Genomic DNA, 19,856 nt, shown 5'->3' on the forward strand with positions numbered 1-19,856 from the left:
GTTACTTCGAGATTTGTTCCTTCGAAAAGGATGCATTTAACCATCCTGCTTCTATATCAGCAGCGTACTTTTTGTAAAAATTAATTGCCGGCTCATTCCAGTCCAGCACCTGCCAAACCATGCCATTGTAGTTTTTATCTTTTGCTTCCTTTATAACCGTTTCAAAAAGGAGCTTACCTGCGCCTTTCCCCCTGTATTCTTCAGTTACAATGAAATCTTCAAGGTATAAGCGGCAGCCTTTCCAGGTCGAGTAGCGGGTATAGTATAAGGCAAAGCCAATAATTTTATTGTTATCCTCAGCAACAAAAGCTTTCCATACTTTGTTTTCGCCAAAACCGGCATCCATAAATTCTTCTATGGTTACGGTTACTTCCTCCGGCGCTTTTTCATAAAGAGCCAGTTCATTAATTAATTCCAATAATCTCGGACAATCTTCTCGCTCAGCAACTCTTATTGTAATGCTCATTCTGTTTTGTAATGTTTAATCTTCCTTTTACCAAAAATACTGCTGCCAACTCTTACCATTGTGCTACCTGCTTCAATTGCAAGTTTGTAATCGCCAGACATACCCATAGATACTTCCTTAAAGTAGTCATCTTTTCTAAAAAAGCTAACTTTAATACCGTCAAAAAGAACTTTTAACTCAATGAACTCATCAAGAGTCTGTTTTTCTGTGGCGTTGTTACTTGCAATTCCCATTAAACCTACAATACGTACGTTTTTAAGTGTAGCAAATTCTTCAGACCTAAGCAGTTCAATAGCCTCATCAAAACCAAGACCAAATTTGGTGTCTTCATCGGCAATATAAATTTGAAGTAAACAGTCTATTACCCGCTTATTTTTTACGGCTTGTTTATTTATTTCAATTAATAGCTTCAGGCTATCAACCGAGTGGATCAGTTTTACAAAAGGGGCAATGTATTTTACCTTGTTGGTTTGCAGATGACCAATAAGATGCCACTCAATATCTGTAGGTAATTGTGCTTGTTTGTCAACCAGTTCCTGAACTATGTTTTCGCCAAAAACGCGTTGCCCGGCATTGTAGGCTTCCATAATTGCGGCGGGCTCCTGGTATTTAGATACGGCTATTAACTCAACCTGTGTCTTATCTAATTCGCTTTTATATTCTAATAAGTTATCTGCTATACTCATTTATCAGTATTTTTGGTAAAAATAAGAACCTTAGCGAACTTTGTCTAAGAAATAATGATGTTTTAGCCCATAATGAAGAACTTTATATACACAGCCTTCCTTTTTTTATTCGTTGCAGGCTGTAAGCCAGGTATTCCTTCCGATATTATTCAGCCTGATAAAATGGCCCTGGTATTGCACGACATTCATATTGTGGATGCTTACATCACTACCATACCTAACATCGATACGTCAAGAACTATGGCTGCGGCTTATTATAATGGCATTTATAAAAGATACGAGATAGATTCGGCCCTTTACGGTAAAAGTATGGCTTACTATAGTCAGCATCCGAAAGTATTAGATGGCATCTATGATAAGGTAACCAAGGGATTAACCAAGCAAAAGAACGTTTTGGTAAAGGCAGATTCATTGGTACAAGCCAAGGCAGCTAAAATTGTTAAAGCTAAGTTTAAGGCCGACTCTGTGAAGCGTGCAGATTCTTTGAAAAAAGTTACTGCACCACAACGAGCTAAATTTAAGGCCGACTCGTTAAAGAAAGTTATTGCAGTTAAAAAGGCTGATTCTATTAAAAAAGTGGATTCAACCAAAAAAGCAAAAGCTGTTTTAAGGAAGGCCGCCAGGAAAAAGAGGGCAGACTCTATAAAGGCCAGAGAATTATTAAAGAAGACTATTAATAAAAAATAAGATAGAAATAGGAATGTTATATCCGGAGAATTGTTTAGAGCGTTTGGGGTTTAATGAGGTAAAACAACTTATTTACGCACACTGTCTGAGCCCTATGGGGCAGCAAATGGTGGGCAAAATGCAGGTGATGACCAAGTTTGATCAGATCAATAAGTTTTTGAGACAAACAAATGAGTTTAAAAGTATCCTCGAGAACCAGGAACCGCTGCAAATCAGTACATTTTTCGACATAAAATCTCTGGCCGATAAGATCAGAGTGGAGGGCACTTATCTTGTAGAGGATGAACTGCACCAAATGTACGCCTCTTTACAAACTGTATTTTCTGTACTGAGGTTTTTTGATGAAAGAAAAGAAGTATACCCTAATCTGGAGGCGCTGTTTGAGCACCTGCCTGTCGAAAAGAATATACTTAAACGCATAGAATCTGTACTGGATCCGAAAGGAAAGATAAAGCCAAACGCTTCTGTTGCACTTCAAAATATAATTGGAGAGATCGCAAAAGCAGAGCAGGACGTAAGGAAGAGAATGGACTCTATTTATAAGCAGGCAATTAGTAATAATTGGGTTGCCGATGGTAGCTTAACCATACGTGATGGCAGAATGTGTATACCGGTACTTGCCGAAAATAAAAGGAAACTGAAAGGTTTTATTCATGATGAATCGGCTAGCGGACAAACGGTATACATAGAGCCAGAAGAGGTATTTTCATTAAACAATAAGCTTAGGGATCTGGAATTTGACAAGCGCAGGGAGATTATAAAGATCTTAATAGCGCTCACAAATGATCTGAGGCCATATACACCATTATTATTGTCGTACCATGGTTTCCTTACTAAGTTAGATTTTGTCCGTGCAAAAGCCCTGTTCGCTATAGATGTTGAGGCCGATATGCCGGTTCTAATAAAGGAAGCCAAGACTAAGTTGGTTAATGCACGCCACCCTTTACTGTACCTTTCATTTAAAGAGGATAAGAAAACCGTTGTTCCTTTAAATTTTCATATTAATGAGAACATGAGGATTGTGCTCGTATCAGGGCCCAATGCCGGAGGTAAATCTGTTTGTATGAAAACTGTAGGTCTATTACAGTTAATGGTACAATCAGGCTTATTGATTCCAGTTCATGAATCTAGTGAGGTAGGTATATTTGATCAGATATTTGCCGATATCGGCGATGACCAGTCGATAGAAAGTGATTTGAGTACTTACAGTGCTCACCTTACTAAAATGAGGTATTTTGTTGCCCATGCTACGCCTAAATCGCTTGTTTTAATTGATGAGTTTGGAACGGGCACAGATCCTCAGTTTGGCGGGCCTATGGCAGAGGCTGTTTTGGAAGTGTTGAACAATAAAAAAGTGAGAGGGGTAATTACCACCCACTACTCTAACCTAAAGCTTTTTGCTGGTAATACCCCAGGCTTAGAAAATGCTTCCATGTTGTTTGATAACGACAAGATGAAACCAATGTACGTACTGGAAATTGGTAAACCGGGAAGTTCTTATGCTTTTGAGATTGCACAAAACATTGGTTTGCAAAAAGAGGTGTTGGAACTTGCCAGGGCTAAAACCGGTACCAATCAAAACAGGATAGATAGTTTGCTTGTCGATCTGGAACGTGAAAAGAAACAGATCTACGATACAAAAGTTAATCTTTCCAATCAACAGAATAAGGTGAAAAACCTTGTCGCAGAAAACGAGAAGCTTAAACTGTTTCTGGATGAGAACAAGAAAGTACTGATCAAAGAAGCTAAGCTCGAAGCTCAGGCGATTATTAGAAATGCCAATAAACTCGTTGAGAATACCATAGCAGAGATTAAAGAAAGCAAGGCAGATAAGGTAGTAACCAAAGAATTGAGACAAAACCTGCAAAAGGTATTGGTGCAGAATCATGTAAAGGAAGAGAAAAAGCCTGAAGTACCAGTGATTAGTAATACGCCTATTGAAGTGGGCGACTGGGTACAGCTAAACAATAGCGAAACTATGGGGCAGGTTCTTGAGATAAACCGTGATAACCTGGTAGTTGCATTGGGCGACCTTCGTTCTGTACTGAAGAAAAACCGTGTTCAGAAAATCAGCAACAAACAGGCTAAAAAAGCAGTTCAGAATAACTCATTTACAGGCAGTATTTCTGAAGCGATATCGAGTTTCACTGCTGAGCTTGACCTGCGTGGTATGCGTGGCGAAAATGCCTTGCATGAAGTGGAAAAATATCTTGATAAATCGATCATGCTTGGCTTTCCTTTTATAAAGATCATCCACGGAAAAGGTGATGGTATTTTAAGGAAACTGATTCGTGAATATTTAAAGAAATATAGCCAGGTAAACAGGGTAGAAGATGAGCATGCAGATAGAGGTGGCGATGGCATCACTTATGTTTATTTCAATTAGATAAACTTATTTACATTTAGGATGTTGTATGAGAAAAAGACATCCTATGAAGGTATTAATCGTAAGTTTGTTCGCGCTCTTTATGAGCGTTTCTTCTTGTAAGAAAAACAAATCCGGAGACTCGCAGAATCCTGGTGATGTTGCTATTAAAACCAAAGTTTTAGCCACAGGACTTTCACATGTATGGGAGGTTGTTTATGGGCCTGATAAGCAATTGTGGATTACCGAACGTTCAGGGAAAATTAGCAGAGTAAATCCGGAAACAGGTGCTGTAACGGCGCTTCATACTATTGCCGAGGTGGTATCAAAAGGTGAAGGTGGTTTGCTGGGTATGACCCTAAATCCCGACTTTGAAGCCAATCCATGGGTATATGTAGTTTATGATTACGGCTCAAATTATAAAGGGAAAGTAGTTCGGTTTACTTACTCAAACGGCACCCTGAATTCGCCTCTGGTTATTCTTGATCAGATTCCGGCAGCATCTATCCATAATGGCTCCAGGCTGCTCATTACAGCAGATAAAAAACTCCTGATTACTACCGGTGATGCAAGTGAGGCTGATAATGCACAAAACATGAATTCTTTGTCGGGCAAAATACTCAGGGTAAATCTTGACGGGTCAATTCCTGCCGATAACCCGGTTGCGGGTAGCCGCGTATGGAGCTTGGGGCATAGAAACCCGCAAGGTTTGGGGCTGGCTAATGGAAAGTTATACGAATCAGAGCATGGTCCTAATAACGATGACGAGGTTAACATCATTCAAAAAGGACGAAATTATGGCTGGCCAAATGTTGAGGGTTATTGCAACAAAGATGCTGAAAAAACATTTTGCACAGCCCATAATGTGGTAGAGCCAATTCAAGCATGGACACCTACGATAGCCACCAGCGGCTTAACTTATTACAGTGGCGATCTTATCCCTGAGTGGAAAAACTCTTTACTGCTGGTTAGCTTAAAGGCCTCTAAATTAACTCAGCTAAAACTCGATGCAGCCGGTGATAAGGTTGAGACCAGTAAAGATTATCTTGTAAATGATTACGGGAGGCTAAGGGCCATTTGCATGAGTCCGGATGGTAAGGTGTATATTGGAAGTAGCAACGGCAATGATGATAAAATTATAGAAATAGCGAAATAGTTTGGTTCTAACACAATTTATAATATAATTTAGTAACAAAACTTTTAGTATGATAAACAAAGTCGTAGCAGGTGCTGATGAAGCCATCAGTGACATAAAAAACGGTAGTACTTTAATGCTTGGAGGCTTTGGTTTGTGTGGAATACCCGAAAATTGTATTGCCGCTCTGGTAAGAAAAGGGGTTAAAGAATTAACCTGTATATCAAACAATGCCGGTGTGGATGATTTTGGTATTGGCTTGATGTTGCAGCAGCATCAGGTTAAAAAGATGATCTCGTCGTATGTAGGGGAAAACGCCGAATTTGAGCGTCAGTTGTTAAGTGGTGAGTTGGAAGTAGAATTGATTCCTCAAGGCACTTTGGCTACAAGATGCATGGCAGCGGGATATGGCATGCCGGCCATTTTTACTCCTGCAGGTGTAGGTACCGAGGTTGCCGAAGGTAAGGAGACCAGAAATTTTAACGGAAAAGATTACCTGATGGAGTATGCTTTTGATGCTGATTTTGCCTTAGTAAAAGCCTGGAAAGGTGATACTGCAGGAAACCTGATCTTTAGATCTACCAGTCGCAATTTTAACCCCGTAATGGCTATGGCCGGAAAAATTACGATTGCTGAGGTGGAAGAACTTGTGGAACCCGGAGTGCTCGATCCGGATCATATTCATACTCCCGGCGTTTATGTACACCGTATTTTTCAGGGGGCTAACTACGAGAAAAGAATAGAACAACGTACGGTTAGACCAAGAAATTAATTCTATAATATATTGATATGCTCGATAAGAATGGTATTGCGAAACGTATCGCAAAAGAAATAAAAGACGGTTACTATGTGAATTTAGGAATTGGCATCCCTACGTTGGTGGCTAATTTTATCCCCCAAGGAATTAATGTGGTGCTTCAATCTGAAAATGGTTTGTTGGGTATGGGGCCTTTTCCCTTTGAAGGAGAAGAGGATGCCGATTTAATTAATGCCGGTAAACAAACTATTACTACCTTACCCGGATCTTCCATATTTGATTCGGCAATGAGTTTTGGAATGATCAGAAGCCAGAAAATTGACCTGACGATATTAGGAGCCATGGAGGTATCAGAAAATGGTGATATAGCCAATTGGAAAATACCAGGTAAAATGGTGAAAGGAATGGGAGGGGCAATGGATCTTGTTGCTTCTGCAAAGAATATTATTGTTGCCATGCAGCACGTAAATAAAGCCGGTGAAAGTAAGCTATTACCAAAATGTTCTTTACCGCTTACAGGAGTAAACTGCATAAGAAAAGTGGTAACAGAATTGGCCGTATTAGATATATTACCTGAAGGTGGATTTAGATTAGTAGAAAGGGCTCCGGGAGTGAGTGTTGATTACATCAAACAGGCCACTGCTGGTAAACTGTTCGCTGATGAGAACGCGCCCGAAATGATATTGAATTAATTTAACATAAACAGGCTTATTCGGCCTGTTTATGCTTGCAATATTTTACCTTCAGATCTACCGAGATCTCTTCGGTTATTGTGATGATGTCATCAGGTGTGTCATGATTGTTTATAATAACCTGATCACATTCGCCTTTGTAAGGCAATAAGAACTCTTTGTAAGCAGGAACCACATGATTGTGCCATTTGTAAACCACATCTTCTTCAGGGTATCCGCGTTCCATACCATCGCGTTTAATTCTGCGGTCTAATGCGACAGATTCTTCTGCCTCAACAAAAATCCTGTGATCCAGAAGGGCAGCAATTTCTTTAAAATGGAGGATAAAAAGCCCCTCAACAATGATAATAGGAGCAGGATTAATTTCCAGTATTTTGGTTATTGCTAATGGATTATTGAAATTGTATTCTTTCTTATAAACAACTTCTCCTTTTAAGAGCTTCTTGATATCAAGCAGAAACTGCTGATCATCTATGGTCGATGGCAGATCAAAGTTGTATAATTTATTCTCTTCCTGAGTCATTTCACCAGCCGGGATGTAATAATCATCCTGTGAAACTAATGTTACCTCATCATTTTTAAAATGATGTAGGAAACAATTCAAAAAGAAGGTTTTACCGGATCCACTACCACCCGCAATACCGATAATAAAGGGCTTATTATTGTTCATTCTCTTGTCCGCCGTATGTTAAATTGCAATAAAATCTTTTGTCTAAAGCTCCCAGTGCATCAGCAACTGCTTTAGTCATTACAATTATAACATCTTTTGTAGACTCATTTTCAGAAAATTTACCAACAACTTTTGCAAAGGTTGATCTGTTGCTCATTGGGTTGGTAATTTTCATTACGGTACCAATTGGAGCTGTGCGGTGTAAAACCAACATTTTAGTAGGATCGAGATCAGTATCAGAAATCCATACGGCGGTACCTTTTTCGTCGATCTGGTTTAAGCCATACCTGCTTGCCGCATATTTTAATGATGGATCTTTGATGGAATTTAGGGTGTCAAGAGGGTGTTCAGGCTCTGGCGGAGTAACAGGGTATTGACCCCTGATCCATAATTTCTGACCAACAGTTAATGAATTGTCTGTCAGGTTATTTTTAGCCTTTAACTGATCCATTGTTAACTTGTACCGTGTTGCGATAGAATACATCGTTTCGTTTGATGCAACTGTATGAATCAATAACGGCCCGTTATCTTGTTTTGCCGAATCTGGCTTCGTAGAATCTGGTTTTGAAGTGGCGGGCTTTGAAGTATCTGGCTTAACTGCTGCAGGTTTTTGAATTGGCAGTTGAGGCTTTATGCTGTCTTTTTTTACCACAACGGCCACAGGATCCTTTTGTGTATTTTCAACCGGTGGTGTGTTGATCTTTTCAGGATCTACAGTTGCCAATGGTGTTCCATCCGGAGATTTTGTAGCAGGGATTTTTAGTATCTGACCAATTTGTAAGTTTATTGAACGAAGATTATTAACCCTTTTGATTTCGTTTACAGTAGTGCCGTATTTTTCGGCAAGCATATTAAGGTTTTCTTTTTTCTGAACGGCATGTTCTATAAGATTGCCCTCGGTAGGCGTGTCAGTAGCTGCTGGCGTTGCGGTCTCTTTAGTGTTTGCTGTAGCAGTAGGATTTCCGTTAAAAGGAATGTCGGTTGGCACTTTAATGATTACACCAATTTGAAGGTACTTGTTGTCATTAAAAGTCATAATATACTTAGGAACAACGTTATATCTTCTTCCTAGTGAGTAATAGGTGTCTTTTGCGACAATCTTATGGATGATCAATTTTTTACCATTGTAATTTTCAACCCCAATTGAATCCCTGGTGTTTGCTTTAGCAGCTGAAAAACTAAGAAGTACGGCAAAGAATGATACTATATAATATTTATACATTAATTTTCTGATAAAGTAATTTCGCAATTATACGAATAATAAAAATAACCCCTGAATTGATACTATAAACGTTGCTTATGATTTACTATTGTATGTTTAAGAACATTTTTCAAACCATTTTAATTAGGTATTGTTATATTTTCAATTCCTGTTAAGGGCGACAAAATAAAAAAATAAATACTATGGACGCAAAAGAAATCAGTTTAAATGAAAAGAAAGTAAAACCCGTTGTAGATATGCTTAACGATTATTTAGCAAACTACCACGTTCATTATCAGAAATTAAGAGGATGCCACTGGAACATTAAGGGCCAGAATTTTTTTACACTGCACATAAAATTTGAGGAGTTATATACCAATGCGCAACTTACAATTGATGAGATTGCTGAACGTGTTTTGACACTTGGAAAACCACCTCATAGTCGTTTCGCTGACTATATTAAAGAATCTGCGATAAAAGAAATTGATACCATAGGCTTAAAGGATTTGGATATGGTGGATGCCGTTCTGGACGATATGGCTAAACTAATCGAAATAGAACGCGAACTCCTTGAAGCAACCGATAAAGCCGGCGATGACGGATCTAACGATATGGTAAACAGGTTTATGCAGTTCAAAGAAAAAAATACCTGGATGCTTCGTTCATTTGCAGGCAAGAAATAATCCCCATCTCGTCATCTCGACAACAGGAGAGATCCCTTGGTTATGCCCGTTTGCTTCACAGCTACTGTGCGTTTTCAAGAGATCTCTCCTGTTGTCGAGATGACGATTTGTATCATAGCATAACTATATCTTTGGATATCAAGTTGCCTTTAAATATCAAGTTCTTTAATATCTTTGGCATGTAATGGGATATAAAAGTTTAGCAGACTGTGTTGCCGATCTTGAAAAGCATGGGCATTTAATCAGGATAAAAGAAGAAGTTGATCCTTACCTTGAAATGGCTGCAATACATCTAAGGGTGTATGAGCAGCAAGGACCGGCATTGTACTTTGAGAAGGTTAAGGGAAGTAAATTTCCTGCTGTTTCCAATTTGTTTGGAACATTAGAACGTTCCAAATTCATGTTTCGCGATAGCCTGCCTAAAGTTGAACAACTGGTAAACCTTAGATCTGACCCTGTTAAAGCACTAAAAAATCCTTTTAAATTACCAGGTATCGCTTTTACTGCATTAACAGCACTTCCCTTAAAGCAAAGCCTGTTTAAAGCTAATTTTAGCAAAACTACCATCAGCGAATTACCTCAGATTGTGAACTGGCCAATGGATGGAGGCCCTTTTATTACCATGCCCCAGGTTTATACAGAAGATATCGATAAACCGGGCGTGTTAAATGCAAATCTGGGTATGTATAGAATACAGTTGGCGGGCAATGATTACGAAACCAACAAAGAAATAGGATTACATTATCAAATACATAGGGGTATAGGTGTTCATCAATCTAAAGCCAATGCAAAAGGACTGCCCTTAAAGGTGAGTATTTTTGTTGGTGGTCCACCTTCTCATCCTTTGGCTGCGGTAATGCCTTTGCCCGAAGGCCTTTCGGAAATGACTTTTGCAGGAGCCTTAGGTAACAGAAGGTTCAGGTACTTTTATGATGATGAGGGATTCTGCATTTCTGCAGATGCTGATTTCGTAATAACAGGTACTGTTTATCCGCAAGAGAACAAGCCAGAAGGACCGTTTGGGGATCATTTGGGTTACTATAGCCTTACCCATCCTTTTCCATTAATGAAGGTGCATAATGTTTATCACCGGAACGATGCAATATGGTCGTTTACCGTAGTAGGTAGGCCTCCTCAGGAAGATACCAGTTTTGGTGCATTGATTCATGAGATTGCAGGATCGGCCTTGCCAAAAGAAATACATGGATTAAAAGAAGTAAATGCTGTTGATGCAGCAGGGGTACACCCTTTATTATTTGCCATTGGAAGTGAGCGTTATACACCATATCTTAAGGAAAGAAGGCCTCAGGAAATTTTAACTATTGCAAACCATATTCTTGGTAAGAATCAGTTAAGCTTAGCTAAGTACTTATTTATTGCTGCCAGAGAAGATAATGAACAGTTAGATACTCATGATCTTTCTGGTTTTATACAACATGTATTGGAACGTATTGATCTTACAAGGGATCTGCATTTTCATACCAAAACAACTATTGATACTTTAGATTACAGTGGAGAGGGGTTAAACAGTGGTTCTAAAGTAGTGTTTGCTGCGGCAGGAGAGAAAAAGAGAGTGCTTGCGACCGAACCTCCCGAAGGTTTTGTAATGCCTGCTGATTTCAGTTCTGTTAAGCTTGCTATTCCAGGTGTAATGGCTTTGCAGCTTCCGGCTTATACTAGCGCCAGAGCGGCAAAAGATGAGGTAGCTCTATTAGAGGAAGCTGTAAAAGGTAGAGATTTAAGTGGTATACCGCTAATTGTGCTTTGTGATGATGCTGAATTTACTGCTCAGAATATAAACAATTTGGTATGGGTAACCTTTACGCGTAGCAATCCGGCAACTGATATTCATGGTATTTCGGAGTTTATTGATGATAAACACTGGGGCTGTAATGGGCCTGTGATAATTGATGCACGTAAAAAACCGCACCACGCGCCTGAGTTATTGAAAGTACCCGAAATAGAAGAAAAAGTAAATAGACTAGGTGAGAACGGGGCCTCGTTATTTGGAGTGATCTAGTTTAATAAAAAAAAGATTGATATACGATAGTATAGAGGGTAAAAACTGAGTTTTAATAGAGAATAGTCGTTCAGAATCGTTGCAAAGTCGTTTATTTTATAGCGCATTTTCGTCATCTCGACGATAGGAGAGACCTCTTGATTATGCGAATTTGCGGCTACTTCTCGATCAAGAGATCTCTCCTATCGTCGAGATGACGAGAAGAATGACTATCATAATAACTTTTAAAACCTCAATCCAAAGGTTAAAAATACATTGTTTCTTGACGTTTTAATATCAGCAACAGGTTCTAAAGGGTTGTCGTTTGTTCCAAGTAAATAAGGAGACAGCTCTGTGTTTGTTTCTGTACGTTGGTAAGCAACATCAATATAATAGTTGTTAATTCGGTAGCCAAGTCCACCAGAATAAAACTGAGTGGCGAAATGCCCATTATCATCACCTTGTATTGCGCTTCCATTAACACCGTAACCACCCCTTAAGCTAAATGCATTGTCTATTTTATATTCTGCTCCAAGTCTAAAGTTAACGGCTTGTTTATAATTGTCTCTTACTGAATTGTTTTCGTCTACAATTGTTGCCGGATCTAGCCCCTGATCAGTTGAGAAACGAATCGTACTGTAATCAACATAATCCACATCGGCAGAGATCAAAGCTTTACCTGCAATTACATAACTAGCGCCCAAAGATCCTTTTAAAGGTGTCCTAACACGGTAATTGAATGGATAGTTTTGTACAGTGCCATTAAGGCTTCCTGCGTTAGCACCACCAACAATTTTGGAGTCTAAAACTATTGAGGTATTGTCTTCAATAAGCATCCATGAAGGAGATTGTAAGGTTGCTCCAATTCTAAAGTTTTCAACCGGTCTAACAATTATCCCTAAACGGGCATTGTATCCTGATCCTTTTGATTCCTGATTTTGTCTGTAAGATAGGTTGTACTTTGAGTTGTCAACCATTGTTCCTGATTCAGTAAACTCACTGTCGTTGATGTAACGAACATTTACCAATGAGACACTTGCTCCAATATACACCTGGTTAGAAATGTTAATAGCTCCAGATGCTGTAAGTTCAGATGTAGAACCAGACCTTACTTCACTTTTCTTTTGTGTGTTAGGTACATTTGTAGACGCAAAATATTCGTCTTTTACCCCATCGTAATCTAAAAGGTACCCATCATAAGCGTCTTTTTGTACAGAGCCATTTGTTAAGCCGTTTGAATTTGCCAGATCACCAAAATAATCTACGATTGAATTACTTGGGTTTGATCCACCGTAATTGAAATTAGCGGTAAAATCATTGTTTCTGTTGTAGGCAATTCCGAACACAGTACTTACCACCCCCCGTTGGGTGTCTTGCCCTTTCATTCTAATAGCGGGGCTAAAAAGTACCAGACCAATATGGTTAAGGTTTACGTTGTCTTTTGTGGATTTTGTGTTTTGGTTCAGAAAGTTTGCATTTCCAGAGAAATTATTGAATTCAGGAGTTACACTGAATTCAGATTTAGTGAACATTCCTAGTCCTGCCGGGTTACCGCCAATTGAACTCATGTCTCCGCCAACTCCAATTTGCGCTCCACCCATACTTTTAAATCTGGAGGTGCTACCATAATTGGTTTGAGAGAATTTTAAAGCATCAGGCGAGTAAATCTGGGCGTATGTTGTTCCTGAGATGGCTACTGTAGCCACCAGAGATAGTATCAGTTTTTTCATGTATCTTAATAATAGATTTTAAGTGCACCCTGCGTGATGCAGGGCACTTTAAGTTATCCTCTTCCTGATCTTGATGATCTGCCACCGCCACCACCGCCGCCGCTGCTACCACTGCTGCTTCTTCCACCACCACTGCTTTCTCTTGCAGGAGGGCTGTAGCTAGGTCTGCTTTCTGGCTGACGGGCCGGAGCACTTTCTCTTGTAGGTCTTACTGTTTCAGTACGCGTAGGTCTTGTTGCTTCGCCACGAGAAGGTCTGGTAGATTGGCCATCAGACGGTACTCTGCCCGGTCTTGTTGAAACTGTTCCATCAGCATTAGTTCTTGAAGGTCTGGCTCTGTTAGGAATGATATTTCCATCAGCATCTACTCTGGTTGCCGGTCTTGCATATCTGCGATTCACGCCAACTCCATTTTCTCTACCCACAGATGGTCTGGCCCTGTAATCAGGTACATTGGTAGTTCTGCCGGTGTAATAGCCACCGCCCCACAGTCCGCCACCCCATAAACCACCGCCCCAAAGGCCTCCTCCGTAATAGCCACCGCCGTAGTAGTAGTTATTCCAGCCAAAGTTGTTGTAACCCCAGAAAGGAGAACTTGCAAATCCCCAGCCTCCATAAGGAGAATTCCAGTAGCTGTTGTAGAATGGACTATATCCAAAGTCCAATGAACCAGAAGAATACCACCCAGAATAATAATATGGATCGTAGTAAGTTCTGAAAGGACTTGAGTAATAAAATCTGTTTATACGAGATGAGTAATCCTGATCGTAATAGTAATCACTTGTTCCGTAATAATCACTCTCATCATATTGTTCATCAGCATATTGCTGATCGTCGTATCGAGGTTGCTGTACTTGTTGAGGAGCGGGGGTATAAACCTTTGCCTTCACCGTACTGCTATAAACGTCATCATCAGTATTGGCACTTTGCTGCGCAAGCCTTGGCGCAGAGCAAGACGTAACAGCTATGGCTGCTAAGACGAGCATTCCTGTGAATAAATGGTTAGGTTTCATAACTATATGTGTTGTTTGTGTGTTGCAATTTTTTTGTAGGTATAAATTTATAAATTTGTAGCCTACATTACAAGTCATTTAACACAAAAAACGTTCCATTCAGCTATGAGCAAAGGCATTACAAGTAAAAACGAAGATTATTCCCAGTGGTATAACGACATTGTTATAAAAGCTGACCTGGCAGAACACTCATCCGTTAAGGGATGCATGGTGATAAAACCTTATGGATACTCCATTTGGGAGAAGATGCAGGCTATTTTAGACCAAAAATTTAAAGATACAGGACACAGTAATGCTTATTTCCCGTTATTCATTCCAAAGTCATATTTTTCAAAGGAAGCTTCTCATGTTGAAGGTTTTGCAACAGAATGTGCCGTTGTGACACATTATCGTCTTAAAAATGATGGAAATGGGAACATTATTGTTGATGAAACAGCCAAATTGGAAGAAGAATTGATCGTTAGACCAACCTCTGAAACCATCATTTGGAATACTTATAGAGGATGGATTCAATCCTACAGGGATCTTCCTTTGTTGATAAATCAATGGGCAAATGTTGTGCGTTGGGAAATGCGTACCCGTTTGTTCTTGCGTACTACTGAGTTTTTATGGCAGGAAGGACATACCGCTCACTCAACTTCTGATGAGGCAATTGAAGAGACAAGAAAGATGCTTGATGTTTACGCAGATTTTGCTGAAAACTGGATGGGTTTGCCAGTGGTAAAAGGTGTAAAAACGCCAAATGAGCGTTTTGCAGGAGCCTTAGATACGTATTGCATTGAAGCATTAATGCAGGATGGAAAGGCGTTGCAAGCTGGAACTTCTCACTTCCTTGGACAGAACTTTGCTAAAGCATTTGATGTAAAATTCACGAACAAAGAAGGTAAGATAGAGCACGTTTGGGCAAGCTCGTGGGGTGTTTCTACACGTTTAATTGGTGCATTGATTATGGCGCATAGCGATGATGCCGGTCTGGTACTTCCTCCAAAACTAGCTCCAATACAAGTTGTTATTGTTCCTATTTACAAAGGCGATGAGGAGTTAAGTAAGATCTCAACATTTGTTGACGAATTAATGCCAAAGCTGAAACGTTTAGGGATTTCTGTAAAATACGACGACCGTGATACGCAGCGTCCGGGCTTTAAGTTTGCTGAATATGAGCTTAAAGGGGTGCCAATTCGTCTGGCTATTGGTGGTAGAGATATGGAAAACGGCACCGTTGAGCTTGCAAGAAGAGATACCAGAGAAAAACAAACTGTAATTCAGGAAGGCCTTGAAATTCATATTGCACAGCTTTTAGAAGAGATTCAACAAAATATCTATAACAAAGCCTTCGACTATAGAACTGAGCATACTACTGATGCCAATTCTTATGATGAGTTTAAAGAATTGCTTGATGGTAAAGCCGGATTTATTGCTGCACATTGGGATGGAACACCTGAAACAGAGCAAAAAATTAAAGAAGAGACTAAAGCTACCATTAGGTGTATCCCGTTAGATAATAAGCTGGAAGAAGGGGTTTGTATTTACTCAGGTAAGCCATCTACCCAAAGGGTATTATTTGCACGCGCTTACTAAATTTTAATGGAATGGAAACTGACAACTACAGTAAAATACTGAGCGAATTCGAGAGTAAAGCTTCATTAAAACAAAAGATATTTAGAAACACTACTGAGGTCTTTGGCTTGCTGAAGACCCAGCTTTCTAAAATTGCGGTTAAGCTGCAAACAGATTATGTGGTCAAAGATCCCTCTGTTGAAGTGCATTTTAAGGAAAGCGGTAAATTTGAAGGTCAGCTTAAGTTTTCAGGTGATATGTTGATGGTTTCTATGCATACCAATGTGTTTGCCTTTGATAAAACACATTCCATATACCAAACAAAGTACATCAAAGAAGATGAGTCTCTAAGTTTTTGTGGAACTATTTATATCCATAATTTCCTTGCTGATTCTGTGAAATATAACAGGTTGGCAGATGAGGGATCGCTGATTGCACGTATACTGGTTAATAAGGAAAAGCATTTTATGGTTGAGGGGGAGGGTGCGCTTGATTTCTTATACCAAAGCATGGCTGAAAACGTTGTAACGGAAGAAAAGCTAACAGATATTATAGAGCGATCTATTCTTCACTGTCTGGACTCTGATCTTTTATTACCCCCTTTTGCAGAAATAAAAGAAGTAACTTTAAATCAAAAACAATCAATGCTGGCTTCAAGCGGTTATCCAACCAGTAAAAACCTGGGTTACCAGTTTAAATCAGAAATTGAGCAGAACGATAATATATGAAATTTGCAACTAAAGCGATCCACGCCGGACAAGAGCCTGATCCTACAACGGGAGCAGTGATGACCCCGATTTATCAAACCTCTACTTACTGGCAGAAGTCGCCGGGTGACCACAAAGGGTTTGAATATTCGAGAGGTACTAATCCAACTCGTAAAGCACTTGAAGATTGTTTGGCAGCATTAGAAAATGCTAAATATGGAATGGCTTTTTCGAGCGGAATGGGCGCTACAGATACTGTATTAAGGTTATTGAAGCCTGGCGATGAAGTGATTACGGGGAACGATCTTTATGGTGGTTCTTATCGCATATTTACCAAGGTTTATGAAAAGTATGGCATTAAGTTTCATTTTCTGGATTTATCGAAACCGGAAAACATACTACCACACATCAATGAAAATACTAAATTGGTCTGGATAGAAACGCCAACCAATCCAACAATGAGGATCATTGACATTGAGGGTGTTGCTAAAATTACTAAACAGCATAAGTTAATTCTTACTGTTGATAATACTTTTGCATCTCCATATTTGCAGAATCCAATGGACTTAGGTGCTGATATTGTGATGCACTCTGTAACCAAATACATTGGTGGTCACTCTGATGTGGTAATGGGCGCTTTGCTTGTAAACGATGATCAGCTTTATAAGGACCTTTGGTTTATTTACAATGCCTGCGGAGCAACTCCAGGACCTCAGGATTCATTTTTGGTGCTGAGAGGTATTAAAACGCTTCACTTAAGAATGAAAGCGCATTGTGAGAACGGAGAGAAAGTGGCCCGTTATCTTAAAAATCATCCAAAAATTGATAAGATCTACTGGCCGGGTTTCGAAGATCATCCTAACCATGATATTGCAAAAAAACAAATGCGTGGTTTTGGGGGTATGGTGTCTATAACATTAAAAGGTGCTGATCTTCAGGAAACATTCCGCGTGGCTTCTTCTTTTAAGGTTTTTACACTTGCAGAATCTCTTGGCGGAGTAGAATCTTTAATTAACCATCCAACTACAATGACTCATGGTTCTATCCCTAAAGCAGAACGTGAGAAAGTAGGAGTTACAGATAACCTGTTGCGCTTAAGTGTTGGTGTGGAGGATATTGATGATTTGCTCGCCGATTTAGAACAGGCATTAAGTTAATTCAGCAAGTCATCTCGTCATTCCGTCATCTCGAAAGAAGAGAGAGATCTCCTTGAATATCCTGACCAAGAGATCTCTCAATCGTTCCTCATTTCGAGATGACGTATTGTAAACCTCGAGATTACATAATTTAATTAATACAGTTATCTTAAACATTACACCTTGGAATTTTTAGAACTTAAAGAATTTTTGGATGTAAAGGTTGATCAGTATAACCGACCAAACTTTATTCAAAATGACCCAATCTGTATTCCACACCAGTATACTAAGAAACAAGATATTGAAATTGCTGCTTTTTTTGCGGCAATTTTAGCTTGGGGGCAACGAAAGACCATCATTAACAAGTGTATTGAGCTGTTTGAGCGGATGGATAATGATCCGCATAATTTTATGCTGCATCATGGCGAGGATGATTTAAAGCGATTGCTGGGTTTTAAACACAGAACTTTTAACGATACGGATCTTCTGTATTTCGTGGCATTTTTTAATCAGCACTATCAACAGTTCGATAGCCTTGAGACAGCATTTTTATCTCCTTCTGATGTTTTTAGAACTGATTTTTTAACTGATGAGCTTCAACATGGATACACAAAGTATGCTTCTTCGAGCTGCATGTTATCAGAGTTAACTCAGCAGGAGCCAAAAACTGAAAGATCTCTTAATTATTTCAGGTCTTATTTCTTTTCTCTTCCAGACTATCCCAGACGAACGATAAAGCATGTTTCTTCGCCAATGCAAAAATCAACCTGTAAGCGTTTAAATATGTTTTTAAGATGGATGGTAAGGAAAGATAATAAGGGTGTTGATTTCGGGATCTGGAACACAATTAAGCCTTCAGATTTGATATGTCCATGTGATGTGCATGTGGATAGGGTAGCGCGTAAGCTTGGCTTAATTGAAAGAAAACAGACGGATTGGCGCACTGCAGTGGAACTTACAAATGAACTGCTTAAATTTGATCCTATGGATCCGGTTAAATATGATTTTGCATTGTTTGGCTTAGGTATAGAGGAGAAATTTTAAAGCTATTATGGTTACTTTTAAAGCAGAAATAGAGCGTTTTGCCGAAATGGGGGAAAAAACAGGCTGGACTTATGTTTTTATTCCACTTGCTATTGCCAATATGATTAAGCCCGATTGCAGGAAGAGTTATCGGGTAAAGGGTCGTTTGGATCACATTGAAATTGAAGGCATAGCACTTGTGCCCATGGGAGAGGGGAACTTTATTATGGCGCTAAATGCGGGCATTCGCAAGCAGCTCAAGAAAGATCTGGGTGGAGTTTTAGAACTGGCTTTAGAAGAGGATACAACTTTTAAAATAGAGGTGCCAGAAGATCTGGAGGTCTGCCTTTCTGATGAGCCTCATCTGCTTAAAAACTTTTTAAAACAACCTAAATCACATCAAAATTGGTATATCAATTGGCTTAACTCGGCTAAAACAGAAGCTACCCGTACCAAAAGAATTGTGAAGATCGTTTTAGCTATGGATAAGGATTGGGATTTTGGAACGATGATGCGTGATGGAAAGCCGAGAAAAGAGGAATAGATTAAATCCTGTCGTATTTCCTGAACCAGCTCCATACTTTCATTTGGATTACTCCAATAAAAGCTTCCCTGAAAATCCGTGTACTCATTTTTGAAGTACCCTCTGTACGATCTGTAAATATAATGGGAACTTCCTCTACCTTAAATCCGTATTTAATGGCTGTAAACTTCATTTCAATCTGGAAGGCATAGCCAACAAACTTAATTTTGTCTAACGGAATAGTAGCAAGCACTTTGCGGCGGTAACATTTAAAGCCGGCAGTTGCATCCTGTATGTCGATCCGTGTAATTAAACGCACGTACATAGAGGCAAAATAAGACATTAACACTCTGCTCATAGGCCAGTTAACTACGTTAACTCCTCTAACATAACGGGAGCCCACTGCAACGTCTGCACCATTAACACAGGCTTCGCGTAAACGTATCAGGTCATCCGGATTGTGCGAGAAATCTGCATCCATCTCAAATATATATTCATATTGAGGTTTGGCCAGCGCCCATCTGAAACCATGAATGTAAGCCGTTCCAAGTCCTAGTTTGCCTGTTCTTTGTTCTAAATGAAGTGCCGGATATTCTTTCTGGAGGTTCTTAACTATTTCGGCTGTGCCATCAGGGGAACCATCATCAATAACTAATATTTCGAAGAAATAGCTTAACGAAAAAACCTTTCTAATGATTCTCTCAATATTTTCTTTCTCGTTGTAGGTAGGTATTATTACTAGACTGTCTGACACGTAAAATAAATTAAGTAGCGAAATTATGGATTCTAAATGAAAAAACCCTTAATATAGATTATACTAAGGGTT

Annotated in this window: 19 protein-coding genes; 12 read left to right on the forward strand and 7 right to left on the reverse strand. The window is 39.4% G+C overall.

Going from position 1 to position 19,856, the window contains the following annotated elements; all coding sequences use genetic code 11:
• Position 1 precedes the first annotated feature (1 nt).
• Together HQN86_RS04880 and HQN86_RS04885 are read right to left on the reverse strand one after the other, a co-directional pair.
• The gene (locus tag HQN86_RS04880; protein ID WP_172659885.1) at positions 2 to 466 is read right to left on the reverse strand and encodes a GNAT family N-acetyltransferase; all 465 of its coding nucleotides are present in this window, start codon (positions 464 to 466) and stop codon (positions 2 to 4) included.
• Positions 463 to 1,152, reverse strand: a complete 690-nt coding sequence (locus HQN86_RS04885; RefSeq protein ID WP_172659886.1) for a YggS family pyridoxal phosphate-dependent enzyme — start codon at positions 1,150 to 1,152, stop codon at positions 463 to 465. Before HQN86_RS04885 ends, HQN86_RS04880 begins: the two co-directional genes overlap by 4 nt.
• A gap of 72 nt (positions 1,153 to 1,224) precedes the next feature.
• On the opposite strand from HQN86_RS04885, the gene HQN86_RS04890 reads away from it, so the two are divergent.
• Genes HQN86_RS04890 through HQN86_RS04910 form a run of 5 tightly spaced genes read left to right on the forward strand, consistent with a single transcriptional unit; the run spans position 1,225 to position 6,788 of the window.
• The gene (locus tag HQN86_RS04890; RefSeq protein WP_172659887.1) at positions 1,225 to 1,839 is read left to right on the forward strand and encodes a DUF4296 domain-containing protein; all 615 of its coding nucleotides are present in this window, start codon (positions 1,225 to 1,227) and stop codon (positions 1,837 to 1,839) included.
• Between the two features lie 13 nt (positions 1,840 to 1,852).
• Entirely contained in the window at positions 1,853 to 4,225 is a 2,373-nt protein-coding gene (locus HQN86_RS04895) for an endonuclease MutS2 (RefSeq protein ID WP_172659888.1), read from the forward strand.
• Between the two features lie 46 nt (positions 4,226 to 4,271).
• Positions 4,272 to 5,360: a PQQ-dependent sugar dehydrogenase gene (locus HQN86_RS04900; RefSeq protein WP_172659889.1), complete on the forward strand. Its 1,089-nt coding sequence runs from the start codon at positions 4,272 to 4,274 to the stop codon at positions 5,358 to 5,360.
• A 49-nt stretch (positions 5,361 to 5,409) separates the two neighbouring features.
• Positions 5,410 to 6,111, forward strand: a complete 702-nt coding sequence (locus HQN86_RS04905; RefSeq protein WP_068889605.1) for a CoA transferase subunit A — start codon at positions 5,410 to 5,412, stop codon at positions 6,109 to 6,111.
• Between the two features lie 17 nt (positions 6,112 to 6,128).
• Positions 6,129 to 6,788: a 3-oxoacid CoA-transferase subunit B gene (locus HQN86_RS04910; RefSeq protein WP_172659890.1), complete on the forward strand. Its 660-nt coding sequence runs from the start codon at positions 6,129 to 6,131 to the stop codon at positions 6,786 to 6,788.
• Between the two features lie 16 nt (positions 6,789 to 6,804).
• On the opposite strand, the gene HQN86_RS04915 is transcribed toward HQN86_RS04910, so the two are convergent.
• Together HQN86_RS04915 and HQN86_RS04920 are read right to left on the reverse strand one after the other, a co-directional pair.
• Positions 6,805 to 7,458, reverse strand: a complete 654-nt coding sequence (locus tag HQN86_RS04915; RefSeq protein ID WP_172659891.1) for a uridine kinase family protein — start codon at positions 7,456 to 7,458, stop codon at positions 6,805 to 6,807.
• Positions 7,448 to 8,680: a LysM peptidoglycan-binding domain-containing protein gene (locus HQN86_RS04920; protein WP_172659892.1), complete on the reverse strand. Its 1,233-nt coding sequence runs from the start codon at positions 8,678 to 8,680 to the stop codon at positions 7,448 to 7,450. The genes HQN86_RS04915 and HQN86_RS04920 overlap by 11 nt, the downstream gene beginning before the upstream one ends.
• Positions 8,681 to 8,862: 182 nt before the next feature.
• Here HQN86_RS04920 and HQN86_RS04925 point away from each other — a divergent pair, with 182 nt between their 5' ends.
• Together HQN86_RS04925 and HQN86_RS04930 are read left to right on the forward strand one after the other, a co-directional pair.
• Positions 8,863 to 9,342 (forward strand): Dps family protein, encoded by a 480-nt coding sequence (locus HQN86_RS04925; protein ID WP_172659893.1) that lies wholly within the window; start codon positions 8,863 to 8,865, stop codon positions 9,340 to 9,342.
• Between the two features lie 184 nt (positions 9,343 to 9,526).
• Positions 9,527 to 11,362 (forward strand): UbiD family decarboxylase, encoded by a 1,836-nt coding sequence (locus HQN86_RS04930; RefSeq protein ID WP_172659894.1) that lies wholly within the window; start codon positions 9,527 to 9,529, stop codon positions 11,360 to 11,362.
• A 224-nt stretch (positions 11,363 to 11,586) separates the two neighbouring features.
• Here the strand turns inward: HQN86_RS04930 and HQN86_RS04935 are convergent, their stop codons facing one another.
• Positions 11,587 to 13,071 (reverse strand): OmpP1/FadL family transporter, encoded by a 1,485-nt coding sequence (locus HQN86_RS04935; RefSeq protein ID WP_172659895.1) that lies wholly within the window; start codon positions 13,069 to 13,071, stop codon positions 11,587 to 11,589.
• A 53-nt stretch (positions 13,072 to 13,124) separates the two neighbouring features.
• Positions 13,125 to 14,084, reverse strand: a complete 960-nt coding sequence (locus HQN86_RS04940; RefSeq protein ID WP_172659896.1) for a hypothetical protein — start codon at positions 14,082 to 14,084, stop codon at positions 13,125 to 13,127.
• A 105-nt stretch (positions 14,085 to 14,189) separates the two neighbouring features.
• On the opposite strand from HQN86_RS04940, the gene proS reads away from it, so the two are divergent.
• The 5 genes from proS to HQN86_RS04965 all read left to right on the forward strand — a co-directional run bounded on the left by proS (position 14,190) and on the right by HQN86_RS04965 (position 19,051).
• Entirely contained in the window at positions 14,190 to 15,662 is a 1,473-nt protein-coding gene (gene proS, locus HQN86_RS04945) for a proline--tRNA ligase (protein WP_172659897.1), read from the forward strand.
• Positions 15,663 to 15,673: 11 nt separating this feature from the next.
• On the forward strand, positions 15,674 to 16,369 hold the full coding sequence (locus tag HQN86_RS04950) for a hypothetical protein (RefSeq protein WP_172659898.1): 696 nt from the start codon (positions 15,674 to 15,676) through the stop codon (positions 16,367 to 16,369).
• Complete coding sequence (locus HQN86_RS04955; protein ID WP_172659899.1) at positions 16,366 to 17,505, forward strand: cystathionine gamma-synthase; 1,140 nt, start codon at positions 16,366 to 16,368, stop codon at positions 17,503 to 17,505. The genes HQN86_RS04950 and HQN86_RS04955 overlap by 4 nt, the downstream gene beginning before the upstream one ends.
• Positions 17,506 to 17,667: 162 nt before the next feature.
• Positions 17,668 to 18,528: a TIGR02757 family protein gene (locus tag HQN86_RS04960; RefSeq protein ID WP_172659900.1), complete on the forward strand. Its 861-nt coding sequence runs from the start codon at positions 17,668 to 17,670 to the stop codon at positions 18,526 to 18,528.
• Positions 18,529 to 18,535: 7 nt separating this feature from the next.
• Positions 18,536 to 19,051: a YdeI/OmpD-associated family protein gene (locus HQN86_RS04965; protein ID WP_172659901.1), complete on the forward strand. Its 516-nt coding sequence runs from the start codon at positions 18,536 to 18,538 to the stop codon at positions 19,049 to 19,051.
• A 1-nt stretch (position 19,052) separates the two neighbouring features.
• Here HQN86_RS04965 and HQN86_RS04970 read toward each other — a convergent pair whose 3' ends face one another.
• Entirely contained in the window at positions 19,053 to 19,784 is a 732-nt protein-coding gene (locus HQN86_RS04970) for a polyprenol monophosphomannose synthase (protein ID WP_172659902.1), read from the reverse strand.
• Between the last annotated feature and the right edge of the window lie 72 nt (positions 19,785 to 19,856).

The organism is Pedobacter panaciterrae, assembly GCF_013204795.1.
Lineage (GTDB): Bacteria > Bacteroidota > Bacteroidia > Sphingobacteriales > Sphingobacteriaceae > Pedobacter > Pedobacter panaciterrae.